The following is an 18,603-nucleotide window of genomic DNA, read 5'->3' as shown; positions in this document are numbered from 1 at the left end:
CGGGCGCACCTCACGGCTCCGGGAACCCGCCGCTCTCCCGGCGCTGAAGGTGTCCGGCGAGTTCGGCGGCCGTGGACTTGATCGTCTCCAGGCCGGCCTTTCCCCAGGGCCGGGGCGTGAGATCGGCAACGCACACCGTGCCCAGCACCATGCCGCTCGTGTCGATGAGCGGGGCGCCCAGGTAGGAGCGGATGCCGTACTCGTCGACGACCGGGTTGCCCGCGAAGCGCGGGTAGTCGCCCACGTCCTCGAGCACCAGCGCCTTGCGCCGCACGACGACATGCGGGCAGTAGCCGTAGTCGCGGGGCAGTCGGCGGCCCACCTCGGGTTTGCCGCCACGCGCGGCCCGGCCGCCTTGCGGGGTGTGCAGCCCGGCGAAGAACTGCCGTTCCTCGTCGAGGAAGTTGACCATGGCGTACGGCGCTCCGGCCACCTCGGCCAGGCGGCCCGCGAAGGCGTCCAGGGCGGGCTCCGGCTGTGCCCCGAGGCCGAGTCTGCGCAGCCTGCGGGCACGGGCGGGAGCTTCCCTGTCCTCCGGGGTGAGCAGCAGACGTCCGGCCGGGCGCGGCGGGTCGTAGCTCATGGCCGGGTTCCGTCGCTGTGGACGTACGTCATATGCGGCTCCGGGGCGTCGGGTGCGGGGATCACATGTGGGCGCCGCGGCTCGGCTGGGGTGCGGCCGGTGCGTGGGCGATGAGGTGTTTGACGAGGGTGAGCAGGGTCTGGACCCCGGACGCGGAGATACGGGCGTCGCAGCGCACGACGGGGACGTCCGGGGCGAGGTCGATGGCGGCGCGCACCTCCTCGGGGTTGTAGCGGTGGGAGCCGTCGAACTCGTTGACGGCGATGATGAAGGCGAGTCCGCGTTCCTCGAAGAAGTCGACGGCCGCGAAGCACTCCTCGAGGCGTCGGGTGTCGGCGAGGATGACCGCGCCGAGGGCGCCCTCGGACAGTTCGTCCCACATGAACCAGAACCTCTCCTGGCCGGGTGTGCCGAACAGGTAGAGGACGTGGCTCGGGTCGAGGGTGATGCGGCCGAAGTCCATGGCGACGGTCGTCTCGACCTTGTTCTCGATGCCGTCGAGGTTGTCGGTGGCGGCACTGACCGTGGTGAGCAGTTCCTCGGTGCTGAGCGGCGCGATCTCGCTCACGGCGCCGACGAAGGTCGTCTTGCCGACCCCGAAACCGCCCGCGACCAGGATCTTCAGCGCCGTGGGAAAGGGGTCGGAGCCGCCGCCTTCGGAGGCGCCGTACTCGCGGTGCTCGTCGTACTCGTCGTACTCAGAGCTGTCGTCGTAGTCCATCGAGCACTGCCTCCAGAAGGGCCCGGTCGGTGGGGATGTGGTGGTACTCGGGGGGCTTGGTGGTCAGCGCCCCGCAGTCGAGGAGGTCGGAGAGCAGCACCTTGGTGACCGCTGCCGGCAGCTTCAGATGGGCCGCGATCTCGGCCACCGACACGGGCGCGCGGGTCAGGTGGAGCGCGGTCGCGTGTTCGGGACCGAGGTAGCCGAGGGGGGTCGCCCCGGTGGCCATCACCTGCGACATGAGGTCGAGGGCGACGCTGGGCTTGGTCCGGCCCCCGCTGACCGTGAACGGGCGCACCAGCCGCCCGGCCGCGTCGTCGAGCCAGGGCCCGTCACCGGCCGCCGCCACGCTCAAGGCCCCATCACCGACGGTTCGACGGCGTGCTGCCGGGGCGCGGTCATGAGATACGGCCGGACGCTCTTGACGAGCATCGACATCTCGTAACCGAGCACCGCCGCGTCGGCCTCCCGGCCGGCGAGCACCGCGAGACACGCGCCCGAGCCGGCGGTGGCGACGAACAGCAGCGTCGAGTCGAGTTCGACGACGACCTGCCGCACGTCCCCGCCGTCGCCGAACCGGACCCCGGCGCTGCGGCCGAGGGAGTACAGGCCGGAGGCCAGGGCGGCCATGTGGTCGGCGCTGTCCGGGTCGAGGCCGTGGACCGACTTCACCAGTCCGTCGCAGGAGAGCAGCACCGCGCTCGTGGTGTGCGGCACGCGCTGCACGAGGCCGCTCATCAGCCAGTCGAGATCGGATACCTGGCCGGTCGGCGCATCGCTCGCCATGGTGGATCGACTCCTTGGGGTACGAAGGTCTGCGGGAGCGCTGGGGGTGGGGGTGACCGTGCTCATCCGGCTGGTGCGCTCCCGTCGTGCCGGGCGGTGGATCGGTCGGGACCGGGCAGGTCCGGCCCGTCACCCGCGCCGTACGCCTCGGGCGGCGCGGCGGCGGGTGCGGGGCGCGCCTGCGGTATGCGGGACGGGTGCGGCGGTCGTACGTCGGCGTCTGCGGGGAGCGGTACCGGCCGGCCCTGTCCCGCGCCCCCGCCCGAGGCGCCGTCGCCCACGGCACCGTGGCTTCCGGGCCGCCGGCCGTGGTCCGACGCCGGGTGGGCGGCCGGTTCGAGCAGGACTTCGAGAGGGGCCGGCGGGCGGAACGGTGCCGTGTCCGGGACGTCCGCCTCCAGGCTCTGCTGGGCCTCGGCCAGGCCGATGCCGCGCTGGAAGGCCGCCATCAGGCCGGGGTCGTGGCCGGCCGGCTGCTCGGAGTCCTGACGTGGGGCCGGGCCACCGCGCAGCTGGGGCACGATGTGCTCCTGGGCACGGCGGCGGGGCAGTTGGGGCTTGCCCATGGTGCCGCGCACCGCGCCGACGCGCGGGGTGGGCACGATGCCCGCGTGCTCCTCGACGACGGGCCGGTCGCCGCGCCGGATGCCGGGCACGGCCTCGGCCGGGTTGGGCCGTGCCGCGCGGGCTCCCCGGACGGGCAGCGGCGCGGGTGCGCCCGGCCGCTGCGGCATCGGTTCGGCGGGCGCGGTGCCGTGGTGCGGGGGCGGCGCGGCGGCATGCCCCGGGCCGGGGCCGCTCGGGTGACCCTGCGGGGGCGGGGCGACCACGGGCACCCCGGACCCGGGCGTGTCCCGCGTCGGGGACGGGATCGAGGTCGGAGCCGGAGCCGGAGCCGGAGTCGGGGCAGGGGCCGGGCTCTGCACCGTGCCCGGGACGTTCCATGCTTCCGGCGAGCCGGCCGACGGGCCGGGGCCCGTGGCGCCGCCCGGCGCCCGCGCCGGACGGAACGACCGCCCGGCGCCGTCGGTGTCCCGTCCCGGGGACGGCACCGAGGACCCGCCCGTGCCCGGCGCGTCCTGCGGATGCGCGAAGCCCGTGGGCCGGCCCACGTCCGCGGTGTGCCGCGGGCCGTGCGGCCGTGCGGGGTCGGGGGTCCGGGCGGCGCGGGACTGCGGGCCGGGCGGCAGGGGCGGCCGTACCGGATCGGCCGGGGCGGGGGCTGCGGCCGGCACTAGGGGCAGTCCGCCGCCGTCGGTGTCCGGTCCGCGCGATACCGCCCCGGGGACGCCCGGCGCGGAGCCCAGCAGCGCCTGCGGCACGACGAGGACGGCCTGGACGCCGCCGTAGATGTTGCTCTGCAGACGGACCCGGATGCCGTGCCGCCGGGCGAGCTGGGAGACGACGAACAGGCCGATGCGGCCGTCGGCGAGCAGACGGCCGACGTTGACCTGGTCGGGGTCGGCGAGCAGGGCGTTCATCCTGCTCTGCTCCTCGACGGGCATACCGAGCCCGCGGTCCTCGACCTCGACCGCGAGTCCGGAGGTGACCAGGTTCGCGCGCAGCAGCACCTGCGTGTGCGGGGCGGAGAACACCGTGGCGTTCTCGACGAGTTCGGCGAGCAGATGGATGACGTCGGCGACGGCGTGGCCGCGCAGTTCGCCGTCGATGGGCGGCACGAGTTTGACCCGTGCGTACTGCTCGACCTCGGCGATGGCGGAGCGCAGCACCTCGGTCATGGAGACCGGGTTGCTCCACTGCCTCCGGGAGACGGCCCCGCCGAGGACGGCGAGGTTCTCGGCGTGCCGGCGGATGCGGGTGGCGAGGTGGTCGACGTGGAAGAGGCCCTTGAGAAGATCGGGATCCTCGATCGCGTTCTCCAGCTCGTCGAGGATCGAGATCTCGCGGTGCACCAGGGACTGAAGGCGCCGCGCGAGATTGACGAAGACCTCCAGCTTCTGTTCGCTGCCGGCCTGGCTGGACAGCTGCGCGGCCTTTACGACGGCGGTGACGGCCCCTTCGTGGGCCCGGGCCAGGTCGGCGGCGAGCAGCTCGAAGTCGTCGGCGTCGTCGGGCGGTCCGCCGCGCGACGTGCGCCGGGGCGGGACCTCGCCGCGGCGCAGCGCCTCGATGACGGCACGCAGCTCGGCCTCGCCGCGCGCGCTGCCGCGGCGCAGGGCCGCGACACGGTCGCTGACCGAGCGGGCGGCGCGGTCCGCGGCCACGGCGGCGATCACGATGCCGACGCCGGTCACCGCGACGGCACCGGCGAGGACCGCCCACAGGGTCACGCCGGGCCGGACGTGGGTGGAGCGCACGGTGAACAGGACGACCGCGCAGGCGCTGAGGGCGACCGCGGTCGGCGGGAGCACGGCGAGCCGCAGCAGCTGAGGCCGTATGTGTGTCTCGGCCGACGCCGGTGCGGGGCGGGCGACCGGCCGCCCGTGCCGTCCGCCCTCACGGCGGTCGGCGCGTGTGGCGGGTGCGCGGAGGTGAGACATCGGTGTCCTCGTACTGGTCCGTCGAGCCTGGCTGTCGGTCGGGAGAGCCGAAGAATTCGGCCCGGCGTCGCCCGACGGCCACTCACAGTAGTCGGCAACGTGTCAGGTGCGGTGGGCAGTTGACAAAGTCACCCAGCGAGCGTCCCGCTCTGGTATGAGGCTTCGCACGACAGACCGATAAGGCCGCGCCATCCGGAGGACAATACGGAAAGAGCGCGATCAGACCTGGTCAGAGACGGTCCGGAAATGACCGTGCGGGCCGGGGAGCTTTTCGCCCCCCGGCCCGCACGGTCGAACGCCTCCGGCCCCCGTCAGCCCGCCGGGACCGCCTCCGGCGCGTCGTCGCCTCCGACGGCACCCCGACTTTCGTCACTCTCAGTATCGGCTTTGGCCTTGGTTACCGTCGCGATCAGGGGCTGCCATCCGGCCGCCGGCGCGAGTGCCACCTCCCGCCACCACGGCTCGACCGGAACGGTCTCGGCGGCGGGCTCGAAGGGCTCGCCGGGCCGGGGCAGGGCGGCCCTCGCCCCGGCGGCCCGCGCGGCGGCCAGGGTGCCCTCCCCCGGGTCGGTCCACGCGTGGGTCGCGAGGTTGAACGTGCCCCAGTGGATCGGCAGCATCACTCCGCCGGGACCGCCCTGGAGGTCCAGGTGGGCACGCATGCCCTCCTCGGGGGTCATGTGGATGTCGGGCCAGAAGTCCGAGTAGGCGCCGATCTGGATCATGGTCGCGTCGAACGGGCCGTGATCGGCGCCGATCTCCTTGAAGCCCTCGAAGTAGCCGGTGTCACCGCTGTGGTAGATCCGGTGCTCCTCGCCCGCTACCACCCAGGAGGCCCACAGGGTGTGCTGGGTGTTGCGCAGACCGCGGCCGCAGAAGTGCCGGGCCGGGGTGGCGGTCAGGGTGAGTCCGCCGACCTTCGTCGCCTCGTGCCAGTCCAGCTCGCGCAGCCGGTCGGCGGACACGCCCCAGTGCTCGAGGTGGGCGCCGACACCGAGCGGCACGGCGAACAGGGTGTCCGTGTCCGCGAGTGCCTTGATCGTGGGCAGGTCCAGATGGTCGTAGTGGTCGTGGGAGATGACGACGACGTCGACCGGGCCCAGCGCGGCCAGCGGCAGCGGGACCGGGTGCAGCCGCTTGGGCCCCGCGAAGGGGAAGGGGGAGCAGCGCTCGCCCCAGACGGGGTCGAACAGGACACGCTGCCCGTCGATCTCGGCGAGCACGCTGGAGTGCCCCATCCAGGTCAGCCGCAGACCCGTGGCCGGCGGCTTGGCGAGGTCGGCGAGGGTGGTGGGGTGCACCGGTACGGTGCCCGCGGGGGCGCGCCGGGGTCGCTGCTCCTTGTCGAAGAAGACCTTGGCGAAGTCGAGCGTGGAGCCCGAGGGACGGGTCCGCGCCGGTCCGCCGGGGTTCTGGAAGACCCCGTCCTTGAAGTGGGGCGATCTGCGGATGCGCGCCAGGCGCTCGCCGCTCGGATCCGCGCCGAAGGCCTCGGGCTGTAGAGCGCGGAGCCCGGAGCTCAGGGAACGGAAACCGGACACGGTACCTCCAGGTGGAGTCGCTGAGGCATTCCATTATGGTTGCCCGCTCCGACAACGCCGGGGTCACCCCGGTCATTCCGCCGCCAGCCTGCTTTGACACGGCGTACCTGCGTTCCGATACTGACCCACTGTTCAGTACCAGCCGTTTCCGGCCGCCCCCGGGTCCGCCGGTCGAGGAGTTCGTATGACCGCCCCCTTCCTCTCGCTCACCTGGACCGACCACGTCACCGGGCGCCAGGGCCACCTGGTCGTCGACCGGCTCGTGCGCGGCGTGTGCAGCGGCGGGCTGCGGATGCGGGCGGGCTGCACCCTGGAGGAGGTGACCGGGCTCGCCCGCGGCATGAGCCTCAAGGAGGCGCTGCACTACGACCCCGAGGCCCGCTACGTCCCGCTGGGCGGAGCCAAGGGCGGCATCGACTGTGACCCCCGGGACCCGGAGGCGTACGGACTGCTGGTGCGGTACCTGCGGGCGGTGCGGCCGTACGTGGAGAGCTGCTGGACCACCGGCGAGGACCTGGGGCTGACCCAGGACATGGTGGACCGGGCGGCCGCCGAAGCGGGGCTGGTGTCGTCCGTGCAGGCGGTCTACCCGCTGCTGGACGACGAGTCCGCCGCGCGCGAGCGGCTCGCCGACGCCTTCGCCGTCGAGGTGGACGGCATCGGCCTGGACGAGCTGGTCGGAGGCTGCGGGGTCGCCGAGTCCGTGCTCACCGCGCTGGACCGGGCCGGGGTCGCGTACGCCGGGACGCGGGTCGCCCTCCAGGGGTTCGGCACCATGGGCGGGGCCACGGCGCGGTTCCTCACGCGCGCGGGGCTGACGGTGGTGGCCGTCGCCGACGTCAAGGGCACGATCGCCTGCCCGGCCGGTCTCGACGTGGAGGCGCTGCTGGCCGCGCGGGACGCCCACGGCACGGTGGACCGCGCCGTACTGCGCCCCGCAGACCTCGAACTGCCGGGCGACGCCTGGCTGTCGGTGGAGGCGGAGGTGCTGGTACCGGCCGCCGTGTCGTACGCCATCGGGGTCGAGGAGCAGGAGCGGATCGGCGCCCGGTGGATCGCCGAGGCCGCCAACATGCCGGTCCTGCCGGAGGCGGAGAAGCTGCTGCACGCGCGCGGGGTGAGCGTACTGCCGGACGTCGTCGTCAACTCCGGGACGAACGCCTGGTGGTGGTGGACGCTGTTCGGCGACATCGGCGCGGACGCGGCGGAGGCCTTCGCGTACACGCGCCGCTCGATGCGCGCCCTGGTGGAACTGGTGCTGACCCGCGCCGAGACGGACGGCACGACACCCCGGGCCGCCGCGCACACGATCGCCGAGCAGCGGCTGCCGGTGATCGCCGAGCGCTTCGGGCGGTACCGGCCCGCTCCGTAGGCGTCCGCCGCCACGGACCGGCCCGTCGTCGCGCACGGGGACGGAATAGGGTGACGGCGTGGTGAGGGTCCGGTTGAGTGTGGCCGAGCGGCGCGAGGAGCTGCTGCGGGCGGCCATCGAGCAGATCGAGGCGCGGGGCGTGGCGGCGGTCAGGATCGCCGACGTGGCCGCGGCCCTCGGTGTGAGCAACGCCCTGGTGCTCTACCACTTCTCGACGAAGGAGAAGCTGGTCGCCGACGCGTTCGCCTACGCGGCCGAGGGCGACCTGGCGCGGCTGCGCAAGCTGGTCGGCCGCCGTACCACCGCACTGCGTCGGCTGCGGTCGGCGGTGCGCTGGTACGCGCCCACGGGTCAGGCCAAGGGCTGGCGGCTGTGGATCGAGGGCTGGGCGGTGTCGCTGCGCGAGCCCGCACTGCGGGAGGTCGCGCGGGAGCTCGACAGGGAGTGGAAGGCGGCGCTCGCCGAGGTGATCGCGGAGGGCGTGGCCGCGGGCGAGTTCCGGTGCCCGGACCCGGCCGGCACGGCCCTGCGCCTGACGGCCCTGCTCGACGGACTCGCCGTACAGCTGACGTCCTACGCGGGCACGGTGTCCCGGGCCCGCGCCCAGGAGTGGGTCGACGAGGCGCTGGCCCGCGAACTCGGTCTGGGCCCCGAGACGTTGAGCACCCAGAAGCCCTGAGAGACCGGCTCCCGCCGCGCTCCCGGAACCCACCAGGACGGCCGACCGCCCGACCGCGGCCCAGGAACGGCGCGGGCGCGGCAGGGACGCGAGGACGGGAGTGACGACGCGAGCACGGCCGGAACGGCGGTCCGGCGCTCGACCCGGCCCGTGACCGGATCCGTCGGGCGGCTCGGTCCAGCTCGTACACCGCCGTGACCGTCGCCGTCGCACGGATCTCACCGGGCGCGACGGGCACACCTCCCGAGCCGCACCCGGGGTCCGCGGCCGACGGCGCCGATCACCTCGACCCGACCCGTGACCCGCTGAGGCCCGCGGCTCGGTCCAGCTCGTACACCGCCGTGACCGTCGCCGTCGCACGGATCTCACCGGGCGCGACGGGCACACCGCCGAGGCCGGCACCGGGGGTGTCCGCGGCCGACGGCGCCGGGCGCGGGGAGCTGGACGCGTCCTCGCTGAGCGAGACGAGGCGGCCCAGGCGGCGGCCGCTGAGGCGGGCGTACTGCTCGGCCTTGGCGTGGGCGTCGGCGTGCGCGGCCTCGCGTGCGACGGCCCGCAGCGGGGCGGGGTCGGAGACGTCGAAGGCCACGAAGCCGATCCGCCCGGCGTCACCCGTGGCGTCGGTGACCGCCTGCACGACCGCGCCGACCTTCGTCACCTCGCGCACCTTCACGGAGAAGGACTGCGTGGCCTGGTAGCCCGTCAGGCGGGCGGTGCCACCCGTGTGGTCGTAGACGGCGTCGAGGGAGATGCTCTCCGTACGGATGTCCCGGTCGGCGACGCCCTGGGCGCGGACGGCGGCCAGCAGCGCGGCGGCCGCCTTGTTCTGTGCGTCCAGCGCGGACTGCGAGGTCTTGGCGGACGCCTCGACGCCGGCGCCGACGACCGCGAGGTCGGGCGGCGCGCTCGCGCTGCCCTCGCCGGTCACCGTGACGGTGGCGGTGCTGTCCGGTGCGAACGGACGGGCCGCCGCCGCGGGGTGGGCGGGCAGCGCGGCCGCCGTGGGCGCGGTGAGTGCGGGGACGCCCAGGGCGAGCAGGGAGACGAGGGCCGCGGCGACGGGCGTACGGGAAAAGGGCATACGGGACCGGTCCTTGGAGGTGTCGGGCGGTGCCAGGTGCGGGTGCGGTCATCCCAGCACCCGTGCCCGGCCCCGCCCGCGCACCACTCCCGTGCGATCACCTCACTGGTGGAGCGGCCGGCCGTGCGTCGTCCGCGGCCGGCCGCGCCCACCCGGTCGGCGGTTCAGGCCACGGCCGCGATCCGCATCCTGATGTCGTCCGGCGACAGCGTGCCCTTGGCGGTCACATGGTCGCCGGAGGACTCGCCGCGCAGCCGTCGTCCGATCCACGGCACCAGGTACTCGCGCGCCCAGTGGACGTCGTCGCGCCGCACGTCCAGGGTGCCGCGCGGCGGGAGCAGCGGCCAGGGCTGCTCCGGGTCGGCCGGCACCTCGAGGCCGAGGGCCTGCCCGCCGCGCAGTGCCACGCGCGTGTGCCCCTCCGGGGAGAGGTGGAGCCGGTCGCCGTCCCAGGCCCTGCGGTCCTGAATGGACTTCAGGGACCACAGGTCGAGGACCGGACAGCCGTAGCGGTCGGCCACGGCGCGGACGTGCCCGTTGTAGGTGGCGATCTTGCCGCGCAGATGCTTGAGCACGGGGATGCCACGGGTGTCGAAGCCGGTGGTCACCATGACCGTGCCGGCTGCGGCGGTCAGGGCCGAGATCGCGCGTTCGAAACGCTCGGCGACCTCGTCCGGGTCGGTACCGGGACGGAGGATGTCGTTGCCGCCCGCGCAGAAGGAGACCAGGTCCGGGGCGAGTTCCACCGCCCTGGGGAGTTGGTCCTCCATGATCTGGTCGAGCAGCTTTCCGCGGACCGCGAGGTTGGTGTAGTTGAAGTCGCCCTCGGGCCGCCGGTCCGCGAGGAGGACCGCGAAGCGGTCCGCCCAGCCGACGAACGCCCCGTCGGGCCCTGGGTCGCCGACGCCCTCGGTGAAGCTGTCCCCCACCGCCACGTACGACCCGATCACTGATCTGTCGTCACTCTTCGAATCGTCTGCCACAGCAGTTCATCATTCACCTTCGAATGTGACCTACGCGATCGTAGGAAGGGGTTGACGGGCGGTGAGATAAGACACCCTTAAAGACTTTGCCAATCAGGGAATAAGGGACCACGCCCGGAAGTCGTTGATCCGGAAATGGCTCCAGGTGGTGCGGAAGGCGAAGTGCCCGCCCGTGTAGGGCTCCGGGTCGGTGTGGTCGAAGACGAGCCGGCCGTTGTTCCACCAGCGGACGACCGAACCGTCGGAGACGACACGGACGTGGTTCGGCTCGTTCGCGACGAGCAGCGGCTCGGTGTAGTCGTAGATCAGCGGACGCACCCCCGCCTCGCCGACATAGCGGCGCAGCCGGGTCGTGGTGTTGGTGTTGGCGCCGTAGCCGACGTAGTACGTCTTCAGGTAGTCGTACTCGGCGAGGGCGCCGCCGCGCGGGGTGGCGAAGAGATTCTCCGGGGAGCGGACGTCGACGGCGTTCCAGAAGTTGTTGAGGTCGGAGACGCGGTCGTTGACCCCGCCCGCGGAGACGGGCGTGGCGACGTACTCGAGGACGTACGGCCCTTCGAGCGGCCGCTTGAACCAGATCGTCGCCCCGGCGGGCACGTCGACCTCCAGGGTCCCGCGGGAGGCGGTGACCGTCCCGCCCTTCTCCAGTTCGACGGCCCACTGGCGCAGGCCGTGCCGGAAGTCGTCGTGGGCGATCAGGCGGCGGTGGCGGGGCCGGGCGCTCGCTGCGGTCGCGGCGGTCGCCGGGGCGAGGGCGGCCAGCGCGGCGCCGGCGGCGAGGGCTCCGAACGCCCTGCGGGTGGTCGTCATGATGGTCGGCTCCTTCAGTGGGCGGGGGTGGTGAGGTGCGGCTCGGGGACACGGCGGGTCTCGGTGCCGAGGTAGTAGTCGGTGTAGGTGGACTGGAGGTAGCCGCGGACGGTCCAGCCGAGGCGGTACGCGGGGTTCTGGGCGAGCGTGTAGACGCGGGTGTCGGTCGGCACGGTGCTGGTGTAGAGACGCAGGGCGGTGTGGTCGGCGGTCTCGGCGAGGATCTCCTCGCGCCAGTCGCCGACGAGGTCGCCGTAGAACGGGGTGGCGTTGCGGGCGCCGGAGACGACGCCGGCCGGGTCGAAGACCGTCGCGCTGCTCTCGGTCGCCGGGTCCCACTTCTCGACGCGGGTGAAGTCGAGAAGTTCTGACGCCTTGTCACCGTCCCACCAGATACGGAAGTTGACGCTGGGGGTGGTGGTGGAGACCTTGCCGTCCTGGACGTTGAAGACGCCCGCGCCGGGCCGCGTCACGTCGGCGGTGGACGTCCAGTACTCGTAGCCGCGGTGGTCGGGGTCGATGTCCGCGGCGTTCCCGCGGCCGGTGTCGAGGTCCGCGTCGCTCACCGGGCTCGTCGGGTGCGAGCCCGTGACCAGCCGCTCACCGGTGGCGGCGTCGTAGTAGTACCAGGGGAAGGCGGAGACGACGCCCAGCTCGGACTGCTGGATGGCGAAGCCCTCCAGGCCGGGCCGGTCGGGGTCGAGGTCGGCGATGTCGAAGCGGTCGCCGTGGATGGCGCCGTCGACGACGTAGCGCAGCGTGCCGTCGCTGTTCACGACGTAGTTGCCGTCGGCGATCTCGTCCCTGCCGTCCCCGTCGACGTCGACGGTGCGGATCTGGTGGAAGCTGGTCGCGCCGGTCGTCGGATCCACCACGTACTTCCAACGGCGGGTGAGATCCGTGCCGTTGAAGTCCCAGGTCTGGAACAGCACCCGGAACGCGCCGCGCTTGGCTCCGACCCGGGTGACCGACTTGGTGACCAGGCTGGGGTGTTCGCCGTCGAGGTAGGCGATGCCGAAGTGGCCACCGGAGGGGCCGTCGGCCACGAAGTCGTCGGGAACGGGCTGCCGGGTCCGCTCGGTGCCGGTCGCTCCGTCGATCACCGACACGAACTGGTTCGCGGGCGAGGCGGCGGTGACCTGCGAGCCGTCGGCGAAGGTGGTCCCGGCGGCGGTGTGCGCCAGCACCTCGGCGCGGCCGTCGGCGTCGAGGTCGTAGACGGTGACGTTGTCGTCGTTGCGATAGCCGCCGATCGCGGTGGAACCGCTGATCGCGGCGGGCGCCGGGTCGTTGGCGCCGTTCCCGCCGACCTGGGTGTACGAGCCGGGGCCGAGGTCGACCCGCCACAGGCGCTCACCGGTGAGCGTGTAGGCCTCCAGCAGGTCGGGTCTGTCGCGGGTCCCGGACAGCCGGCTGACGACGAGCTCGTAGCGTCCGTCACCGTCGAGGTCACCCGGCCAGGCGTGCTGCACGGTGTAGCCGTCGGCGCCGGCCAGCGGGATCTCGGCGTAGCCGTCGGTGAAGCGCAGGGCCGCCGGACTCGGCTTCTGCTCATGCCCGTTGACGACGGCGCGGACGGTATAGGTCCCCGCGCCCCGGGTGTCGTCCCGGTAGGTCGTCGATTTCCGCACCGGCTCCCGGTTGAGCCGGCGTCCGTTCTTGTACACGTTGAAGGCGACGGCGTTTCCGTGCCGCGCGTATTCGGTGCCGAGCAGCCGCCAGCTGAGGAAGGTTCCTTCGCCGGACGGGGTGGCGACCAGGCCGCGGTCGAGGTTCTCGACGATCCGGCGCGGGACCTCGGCGGCGTGCCCGGTGGGCGCGGCGACGAGTCCGGCCAGCAGGGTGACGGCGGTGACGGCGGCCGCGGCCGCGGCGCCCTTGATGACGATGCGTCGGTCGACGCGGGACACAGAACCTCCGAAGAGCGATAGAAAGCGCTTGCTCACTGACGGAGATCACTGTGTCCCCACCCTGTCCCGCCTGTCGATGGGGCACCAGGGGCTGCCACAAGAACGCAACAGAACGATCATGAACGCGCAAACTCCAACGCCGGCCATCCCCCGGACATACCGAAGGCCGGACCCGGGGATCGGGGTCCGGCCTTCGGCCGCGTGTCAGGCGGGAGGTCGTCGCAGTCGGAGGGGGTCAGCCGACGGAGACGCCGTGCGAGCGGAGGTAGGCGATCGGGTCCACGTCGGAGCCGTAGTCCGGCGTGGTGCGGATCTCGAAGTGCAGGTGCGGGCCGGTCACGTTGCCGGTGGCACCGGAGAGGCCGAGCTGCTGGCCCGCGGTCACGGTCTGGCCGGCCGAGACGGAGAGCTGGGACAGGTGGGCGTACTGGGCGTAGTAGCCGTCGGCGAGCCTGATGACGACCTGGTTGCCGTACGCGCCGCCCCAGCCCGCGGAGACGACGGTGCCCGCACCCACGGCCTTGAGGGAGGTGCCGGTCGGGACGACGAAGTCGGTGCCGGTGTGGTAGCCGCTGGACCACATGCTGCCGGCCGTGTGGTAGGCGGTGCCGACGGTGGCGCCCGCCACCGGCAGCGTGTAACCGCTGGAGGTACCGGTGCCGCTCTCGGCGGCCTGGGTGACCGCCTTCGAGGAGGACGAACCGGACGACGAGGACGAAGAGGACGACGACTTGGTTCCGGACGCCTTCGACTTCGACGGGGAGGACGAGGAGGAACCGGACGACGAGCCGGACGACGAACCGGTGCTCGCGGCCTTCTTGCCGATCGAGAGCTTCAGCCCGGGGTGGATCAGCGACGGGTCGCCGCCGACGGCCTGACGGTTGTCCTGGTACAGCTTCTGCCAGCCGCCACTGACGTTCTGCTCGTCGGCGATCTTCGACAGATAGTCGCCGGACCGCACGGTGTAGGACTTGGCCGTCGTGGCGGTGGCCGTCTTCTGCGCCACCGGCACGGACTGCACGGCCTTTTCCGGAACGGCCTGGGAAGCCGACTGTGCGACGGACTGCGCGGGGGCCGCGTGAGCGCCGGCGGCACCCATGAGCGGAAGGGCGAGCGCGGCGCCACCCGTTCCGGCGACGGCTATGGAACGAGTGAAGCGCTGGGCCTTCGGACGGCGGTGCTTACCCTTCGCGGGCATGGCGAATTCCTCTCCGGCGCCTGCGAGGTGAGCTGTCGGGTGCGGACTGGAGATGCCCGGCCGCGCCGAGGCGCGGCTTTACCCCAAGCCTGTTCCGGAGACCGGAACAGGCGGTTGTGCCTGTGGGTCCCCCGCTCCTGCCAGATACGGGTGAGTGTGCGGGCTCCGGGCGGTGGCAGGATTCGGCGTCCGTCCGGATTGGTGTGGAACGTAAGCGACCGGAACGCACAGGGACAAGCAGAGGTTGTGCCGCTGACGCCTTTCTCTTGATCCCCTGTGAGAATCCCCGGTCACACTCCGTGAGACAAGGGACCCGTTCACCGCCAAGCACCCTGGAAAAGCATGCGAATTACGTGAACATGACGGGCGACATACGGTCACGGATATGACGCTGCTCACGTGACGGCTCTCCAGGTTCCTTTATTCCAGAGCGAGTTGGAATTAAGGATTCAATTCGGACAGAAACCTCAGATGCGACGCAGTCGGATAACCGTCGCATCAAGGTCACCCCGCAGTCCGGTGCGCAGCCCGTGATGGAGCAGTACCGCCCCTCGGTGGACTTCGCCCGTTTCGCGGCATTCGTACGACGCCGTCGGGTCCAGTCCGCGCAGCCGCAACGCCGGGACGGGCTCACCGAACCGCTGCGCCTGGAGCCAGGCGAGGACGACACTCTCGTCACCGCGCACGTACTGGACGGCGCTCAGGCCGCCCGCCGGGGGCCGCAGCCGGTAGAGGTCGCCCTGCTGCACGAGCGGCCGGATCTCCTTGTAGAGGTCCACCCACCGGCGCGCCTCGGCGAGCTCCTCCTCGCTCCACTCGGAGAGGTCCCCGCCGACGCCGAGCACGCCGGCCATGGCGCTGACGAACCGGAAGCGCAGCGAGCTGACCCGGCCGTTGAGCTGGGCGTTGGGACTGTCGGTGACCCAGGCCGCCATGACCCGGGCGGGGTGGATCTGGCTGAAGCCGTGCTGGATGTCGAGCCGGTCGAGCGGATCGGTGTTGTCGGAGGTCCACACCTGGTCGGTGCGGCTCATGATCCCGAGGTCGATGCGTCCGCCGCCGCCGGAGCAGGACTCGAAGGCGACCCCGGGGTGGGCCTCCCGAAGCCGGTCCAGGAGCGCGTACAGAGCCCGTACGTGGTCGACCCAGAGGCGCTGCGGGTAGGGGTCGTCCGGCCAGCCGGCGTCGGTGAAGCAGCGGTTGAAGTCCCACTTCACATAGTCGACGGGCGCGCTGGAGAGAAGCCCGTGGAGCTGCTCCCAGAGGTACTCCTGAACGTCCTCGCGGGCGAGGTTCAGCACGAGCTGATTGCGGAACTCCGTCCGCTTTCGTCCGGATTGGAACTGCACCCAGTCGGGGTGCGCCCGATACAGCTCGCTGTCCGGGTTGACCATCTCGGGCTCGACCCAGACGCCGAACTGCATGCCGAGGTCGTGCACCTGGTCGGCGAGGGGCTTCAGCCCGTTCGGGAAGCGGTCGGGGTTGGGCCGCCAGTCGCCGAGTCCGGCGTGGTCGCCGGTGCGCGCCCCGAACCAGCCGTCGTCGACGACGAAGAGCTCCACGCCGATCGCGGCGGCCCGCCGGGCGAGCGTGGCCTGCTGCTCCTCGGAGATGTCGAAGTAGGTGGCCTCCCAGGAGTTGAACAGCACCGGCCGGTCCTGTTCGGCGTCCGGGACGACGTACGCGCGCTGGTAGGCGTGCCAGGTGCGGCTCGCCCCGCCGAAGCCGGCGTCGCTCCACAGGCCGGCGAAGACGGGCGTGGTGAAGGACTCCCCCGCGGCCAGCCGCAGCAGCCCCGAGTCGTCGTACCCGACGCCCCCGGTGATCTGCACGCGCGCGTCCGGGAGTTGAGCGACGGCGATCCGCCAGGTGCCCGACCAGCCGAGGGCGCAGCCGTAGACCTCGCCGCGCTCCTCGGTCGCGTCGGTGTCCAGGGCGATCCAGGGCAGGTGCTGGTGCCCGGTGTGGCCGCGGCGGCTGCCGATGACCTGCTCGCCGTAGGTGAGCGGAGACCGGGTGAGCCGGGACTCGGCGGCCCAGCGGCCGTGCAGCTGCGACAGCCGCCAGTCGTCGCGCTCGGGCAGGGTCCAGGTGGCGGAGTCGGCGCGCAGCAGCTCCAGCGGCCGCTCACCGTCGTTGCGCAGGGTCGTCCAGCGCTCGACGACATCGCCGCGCATCCGGTAGTGCAGGGTGAGGGCCAGTCCGGCGTCCCGGAACCGCAGCCGCAGCCCGTCGTCGTCGGCCTCGAAGTCCTCGTAGGACCATTCGGTGCCGCGCCGCTCGTCGGTGCGCACGGACAGGGCGGGCCGGACGAAGCGGGGGCCGCCCTCGACCGGGTACTCCTCCCGGCCGTCGAGCGGGGACTCGAAGGACGCCCCCCGCTCCGACGCCGGGAGGGCGGCGAGCGCCTCGGCGTCCGCGAGCGCGATGCCCGGGCCCCAGTGCAGGTGGACCAGCTCGTCGGCCTCGGTGAGGTGGAGGGCGTAGCTGCTCGTCGGCCCCGAAAGGAGCCAGGTACGGCCGTTGTCGGCGATCTCGGGCATCAAACCCCCACTAATTCGAACAGGTGCGATCAAGCACCAACATCATCGAATGCGGTCGGCCTGCCGGGCAACTTTCCGTGGACAACTCTTCACCTGGTCAGACGTCCGGAGTACCGCCCTGTGGACAACCCGTTGCCCGGGGAACCCATGTCGTATCGTCGGGGAAGCGTCCCGTCGGCCACCACGAGCCGCGCCGACGGAGACCGACAGGGAGGAAGCCCCCGTGACGCAGCAGATCCCGTCGACCGAGCCCGAGCTGGCCGGTGTGCGCAACTTCCGGGATGTGGGCGGTCTGCCGACCGTCGACGGCCGGCGGGTGCGGCACGGCGTGCTGTTCCGCAGCGGCCATCTCGCGCACGCGACCGACGAGGACGCCGCGTTCCTCTCCGGCCTGGGCCTGCACACGATCTTCGACTTCCGCAACGCCGCGGACCAGAAGCTGGAGGGCCCGGACGTCGAGCTCCCGGGCGTGCGCAATGTGAACCTGCCCCTGTCGGACCCGGCGGACGGCTCCGAGTTCTGGAAGATGGTCCGCGACGGCGAGATCGACCAGCTGCGCGGGATCCTCGGCGACGGCAAGGCCGCCGGCCGGATGATCGCCTCCTACCGCTCGATCATCAAGGAGCGGACGGCCGAGCACGCGCGGGTGCTGCACTCGCTCGCCGAGGACAGCGTCCCGGCCCTGATGCACTGCGCGGCGGGCAAGGACCGCGCGGGCCTGTCCATCGCGGTGACGCTGCTCGCCCTGGGCGTGGAGCGCGAGGCGATCCTCGCCGACTACCTGGAGTCCAACGCCAAGCACCGCCGCTACCGGGTGCGCCGCAGCGCCACCTCCGCCGCGGCCTACTCCCCCGAGGTCATGGAGCTGCTCAGCCCGCTCTTCGACGCGCGCGCGGAGTACCTCGCGGCGGCCCTGGAGACCATCGAGGAGACCTGGGGCGGCGTCGACGCCTATCTGGAGGAAGGCCTCGGGCTCTCCCCCGAGACCCGTGAGCGGCTGCGGAACCGCCTGCTCGACTGACACCTCGTCCGGCATCGCGTCCGATGTCGCGTCCGGCTCCCTGCCCCGGAGGCCGCAGCGGCGTCCGGGGCCCTACTGGTTGGCCCCCACCTCGAACAGCAGCCAGAGGAACGCCGCGAAGACGTGCCCCACCGCGATGTAGATGATCAGCCGGATCCAGAGGGTGCGGGGGAACTTCTCCTCGATGTCCTTCATGGCGTCTCTCCGATGTCCGAAGGGGTCGGGCCCAGGCACAGCGTGGCCGTGGGGCTCTGCAACAGGGTGTGGACGAAGAGCAGTTCGACCCCGTCGGCGTCCTGGGCCGCGATGCGGTGCGGGGTCAGCGAGTCGAAGTGCGCGCTGTCACCGGGCCCGAGCAGTTCGGTGGTGTCCCCGAGACGCAGCCGCAGCCGCCCGCGCAGGACGTGCAGCCACTCCTCCCCGGGGTGCACGCGGACGACGTCTCCCTGGGAGCCGTACGGCACGTGGACACGCAGGGCCTGCATCCCGCGCCCGGAGGCGCCCGCCTGCCAGTAGGTCCAGCCGCCCGCGCGGGTCGGCTCCATGGCGGCGGCGCGGACGACGGCGTCCCGGTCGGCGGACGTCTCGCCGAGCAGTTCCGAGACCGTCGTACCGTAGATACGGGCGAGCGCGAGCAGCATCGGCAGCGAGGGCTGGCGCTGCCCGGTCTCCAGGCGGGAGAGATGGGCGGGCGACAGCCCGGCGGCGCGGGCCGCGGCCTCCAGGGTGAGGGCGGCCCGGCGGCGCAGGGCGCGCAGCTGGGGGGCGACGGCGGGAAGAGCCCCGGCTGGTTCCGCCGGGTCCTCGGACTCGGGCGAGCTCATGGCTCCATTGCACGCCTGAATTGCCTCTGCGGCAAATTTGTTGCCTCAGA

Annotated in this window: 17 protein-coding genes and 1 riboswitch; of the genes, 3 read left to right on the top strand and 14 right to left on the bottom strand. The window is 72.5% G+C overall.

Annotated features, from left to right (window positions below):
- Positions 1-10: 10 nt before the first annotated feature.
- From OG736_RS36530 to OG736_RS36505, 6 genes are all read right to left on the bottom strand, one after another.
- Entirely contained in the window at positions 11-583 is a 573-nt protein-coding gene (locus tag OG736_RS36530) for a GAF domain-containing protein (protein WP_327186216.1), read from the bottom strand.
- Positions 584-644: 61 nt separating this feature from the next.
- The gene (locus OG736_RS36525) at positions 645-1,304 is read right to left on the bottom strand and encodes a GTP-binding protein (protein WP_327186215.1); all 660 of its coding nucleotides are present in this window, start codon (positions 1,302-1,304) and stop codon (positions 645-647) included.
- Positions 1,282-1,653, bottom strand: coding sequence for a DUF742 domain-containing protein (locus OG736_RS36520; protein WP_020129490.1), 372 nt, complete (start codon positions 1,651-1,653; stop codon positions 1,282-1,284). Before OG736_RS36520 ends, OG736_RS36525 begins: the two co-directional genes overlap by 23 nt.
- Before the next feature lie 2 nt (positions 1,654-1,655).
- Positions 1,656-2,090 carry a roadblock/LC7 domain-containing protein gene (locus OG736_RS36515; protein ID WP_054241339.1) on the bottom strand — a complete coding sequence of 145 codons (435 nt, stop codon included), beginning with the start codon at positions 2,088-2,090 and terminating at the stop codon, positions 1,656-1,658.
- A 62-nt stretch (positions 2,091-2,152) separates the two neighbouring features.
- A complete protein-coding gene (locus tag OG736_RS36510) occupies positions 2,153-4,591 on the bottom strand; it encodes an ATP-binding protein (protein WP_327186214.1) in 2,439 nt (812 codons plus the stop codon).
- A gap of 311 nt (positions 4,592-4,902) precedes the next feature.
- On the bottom strand, positions 4,903-6,132 hold the full coding sequence (locus OG736_RS36505) for an MBL fold metallo-hydrolase (protein ID WP_327186213.1): 1,230 nt from the start codon (positions 6,130-6,132) through the stop codon (positions 4,903-4,905).
- A gap of 184 nt (positions 6,133-6,316) precedes the next feature.
- On the opposite strand from OG736_RS36505, the gene OG736_RS36500 reads away from it, so the two are divergent.
- Positions 6,317-7,504, top strand: a complete 1,188-nt coding sequence (locus OG736_RS36500) for a glutamate dehydrogenase (RefSeq protein ID WP_327186212.1) — start codon at positions 6,317-6,319, stop codon at positions 7,502-7,504.
- A 58-nt stretch (positions 7,505-7,562) separates the two neighbouring features.
- Positions 7,563-8,183 carry a TetR/AcrR family transcriptional regulator gene (locus tag OG736_RS36495; RefSeq protein ID WP_327186211.1) on the top strand — a complete coding sequence of 207 codons (621 nt, stop codon included), beginning with the start codon at positions 7,563-7,565 and terminating at the stop codon, positions 8,181-8,183.
- Between the two features lie 280 nt (positions 8,184-8,463).
- Here OG736_RS36495 and OG736_RS36490 read toward each other — a convergent pair whose 3' ends face one another.
- From OG736_RS36490 to OG736_RS36465, 6 genes are all read right to left on the bottom strand, one after another.
- The gene (locus OG736_RS36490; RefSeq protein ID WP_327186210.1) at positions 8,464-9,264 is read right to left on the bottom strand and encodes an SIMPL domain-containing protein; all 801 of its coding nucleotides are present in this window, start codon (positions 9,262-9,264) and stop codon (positions 8,464-8,466) included.
- A gap of 164 nt (positions 9,265-9,428) precedes the next feature.
- Positions 9,429-10,214, bottom strand: a complete 786-nt coding sequence (locus OG736_RS36485; protein WP_171402348.1) for an SGNH/GDSL hydrolase family protein — start codon at positions 10,212-10,214, stop codon at positions 9,429-9,431.
- 126 nt (positions 10,215-10,340) lie between these two features.
- Positions 10,341-11,057, bottom strand: coding sequence for a DUF6250 domain-containing protein (locus OG736_RS36480; RefSeq protein ID WP_327186209.1), 717 nt, complete (start codon positions 11,055-11,057; stop codon positions 10,341-10,343).
- A 14-nt stretch (positions 11,058-11,071) separates the two neighbouring features.
- Positions 11,072-12,967, bottom strand: a complete 1,896-nt coding sequence (locus OG736_RS36475) for a rhamnogalacturonan lyase family protein (protein ID WP_327186208.1) — start codon at positions 12,965-12,967, stop codon at positions 11,072-11,074.
- Between the two features lie 235 nt (positions 12,968-13,202).
- Entirely contained in the window at positions 13,203-14,165 is a 963-nt protein-coding gene (locus OG736_RS36470; protein WP_327186207.1) for a M23 family metallopeptidase, read from the bottom strand.
- 4 nt (positions 14,166-14,169) lie between these two features.
- Positions 14,170-14,325: riboswitch (cyclic di-AMP (ydaO/yuaA leader) on the bottom strand.
- Positions 14,326-14,632: 307 nt separating this feature from the next.
- On the bottom strand, positions 14,633-16,708 hold the full coding sequence (locus OG736_RS36465; RefSeq protein WP_327186206.1) for an alpha-galactosidase: 2,076 nt from the start codon (positions 16,706-16,708) through the stop codon (positions 14,633-14,635).
- A gap of 223 nt (positions 16,709-16,931) precedes the next feature.
- On the opposite strand from OG736_RS36465, the gene OG736_RS36460 reads away from it, so the two are divergent.
- Complete coding sequence (locus OG736_RS36460; protein WP_327186205.1) at positions 16,932-17,729, top strand: tyrosine-protein phosphatase; 798 nt, start codon at positions 16,932-16,934, stop codon at positions 17,727-17,729.
- A gap of 72 nt (positions 17,730-17,801) precedes the next feature.
- On the opposite strand, the gene OG736_RS36455 is transcribed toward OG736_RS36460, so the two are convergent.
- Both OG736_RS36455 and OG736_RS36450 read right to left on the bottom strand, forming a co-directional pair.
- On the bottom strand, positions 17,802-17,924 hold the full coding sequence (locus OG736_RS36455; protein WP_020129477.1) for a DUF6126 family protein: 123 nt from the start codon (positions 17,922-17,924) through the stop codon (positions 17,802-17,804).
- The gene (locus OG736_RS36450) at positions 17,921-18,553 is read right to left on the bottom strand and encodes a helix-turn-helix domain-containing protein (RefSeq protein ID WP_327186204.1); all 633 of its coding nucleotides are present in this window, start codon (positions 18,551-18,553) and stop codon (positions 17,921-17,923) included. Before OG736_RS36450 ends, OG736_RS36455 begins: the two co-directional genes overlap by 4 nt.
- Positions 18,554-18,603: the final 50 nt, after the last annotated feature.

This window comes from Streptomyces sp. NBC_01334, from assembly GCF_035983595.1.
Classification (GTDB): Bacteria; Actinomycetota; Actinomycetes; order Streptomycetales; family Streptomycetaceae; genus Streptomyces; species Streptomyces coriariae.
The sequence above is the reverse complement of the archived record's forward strand: the minus strand, read 5'-3'. Positions and strand labels throughout refer to the sequence as shown.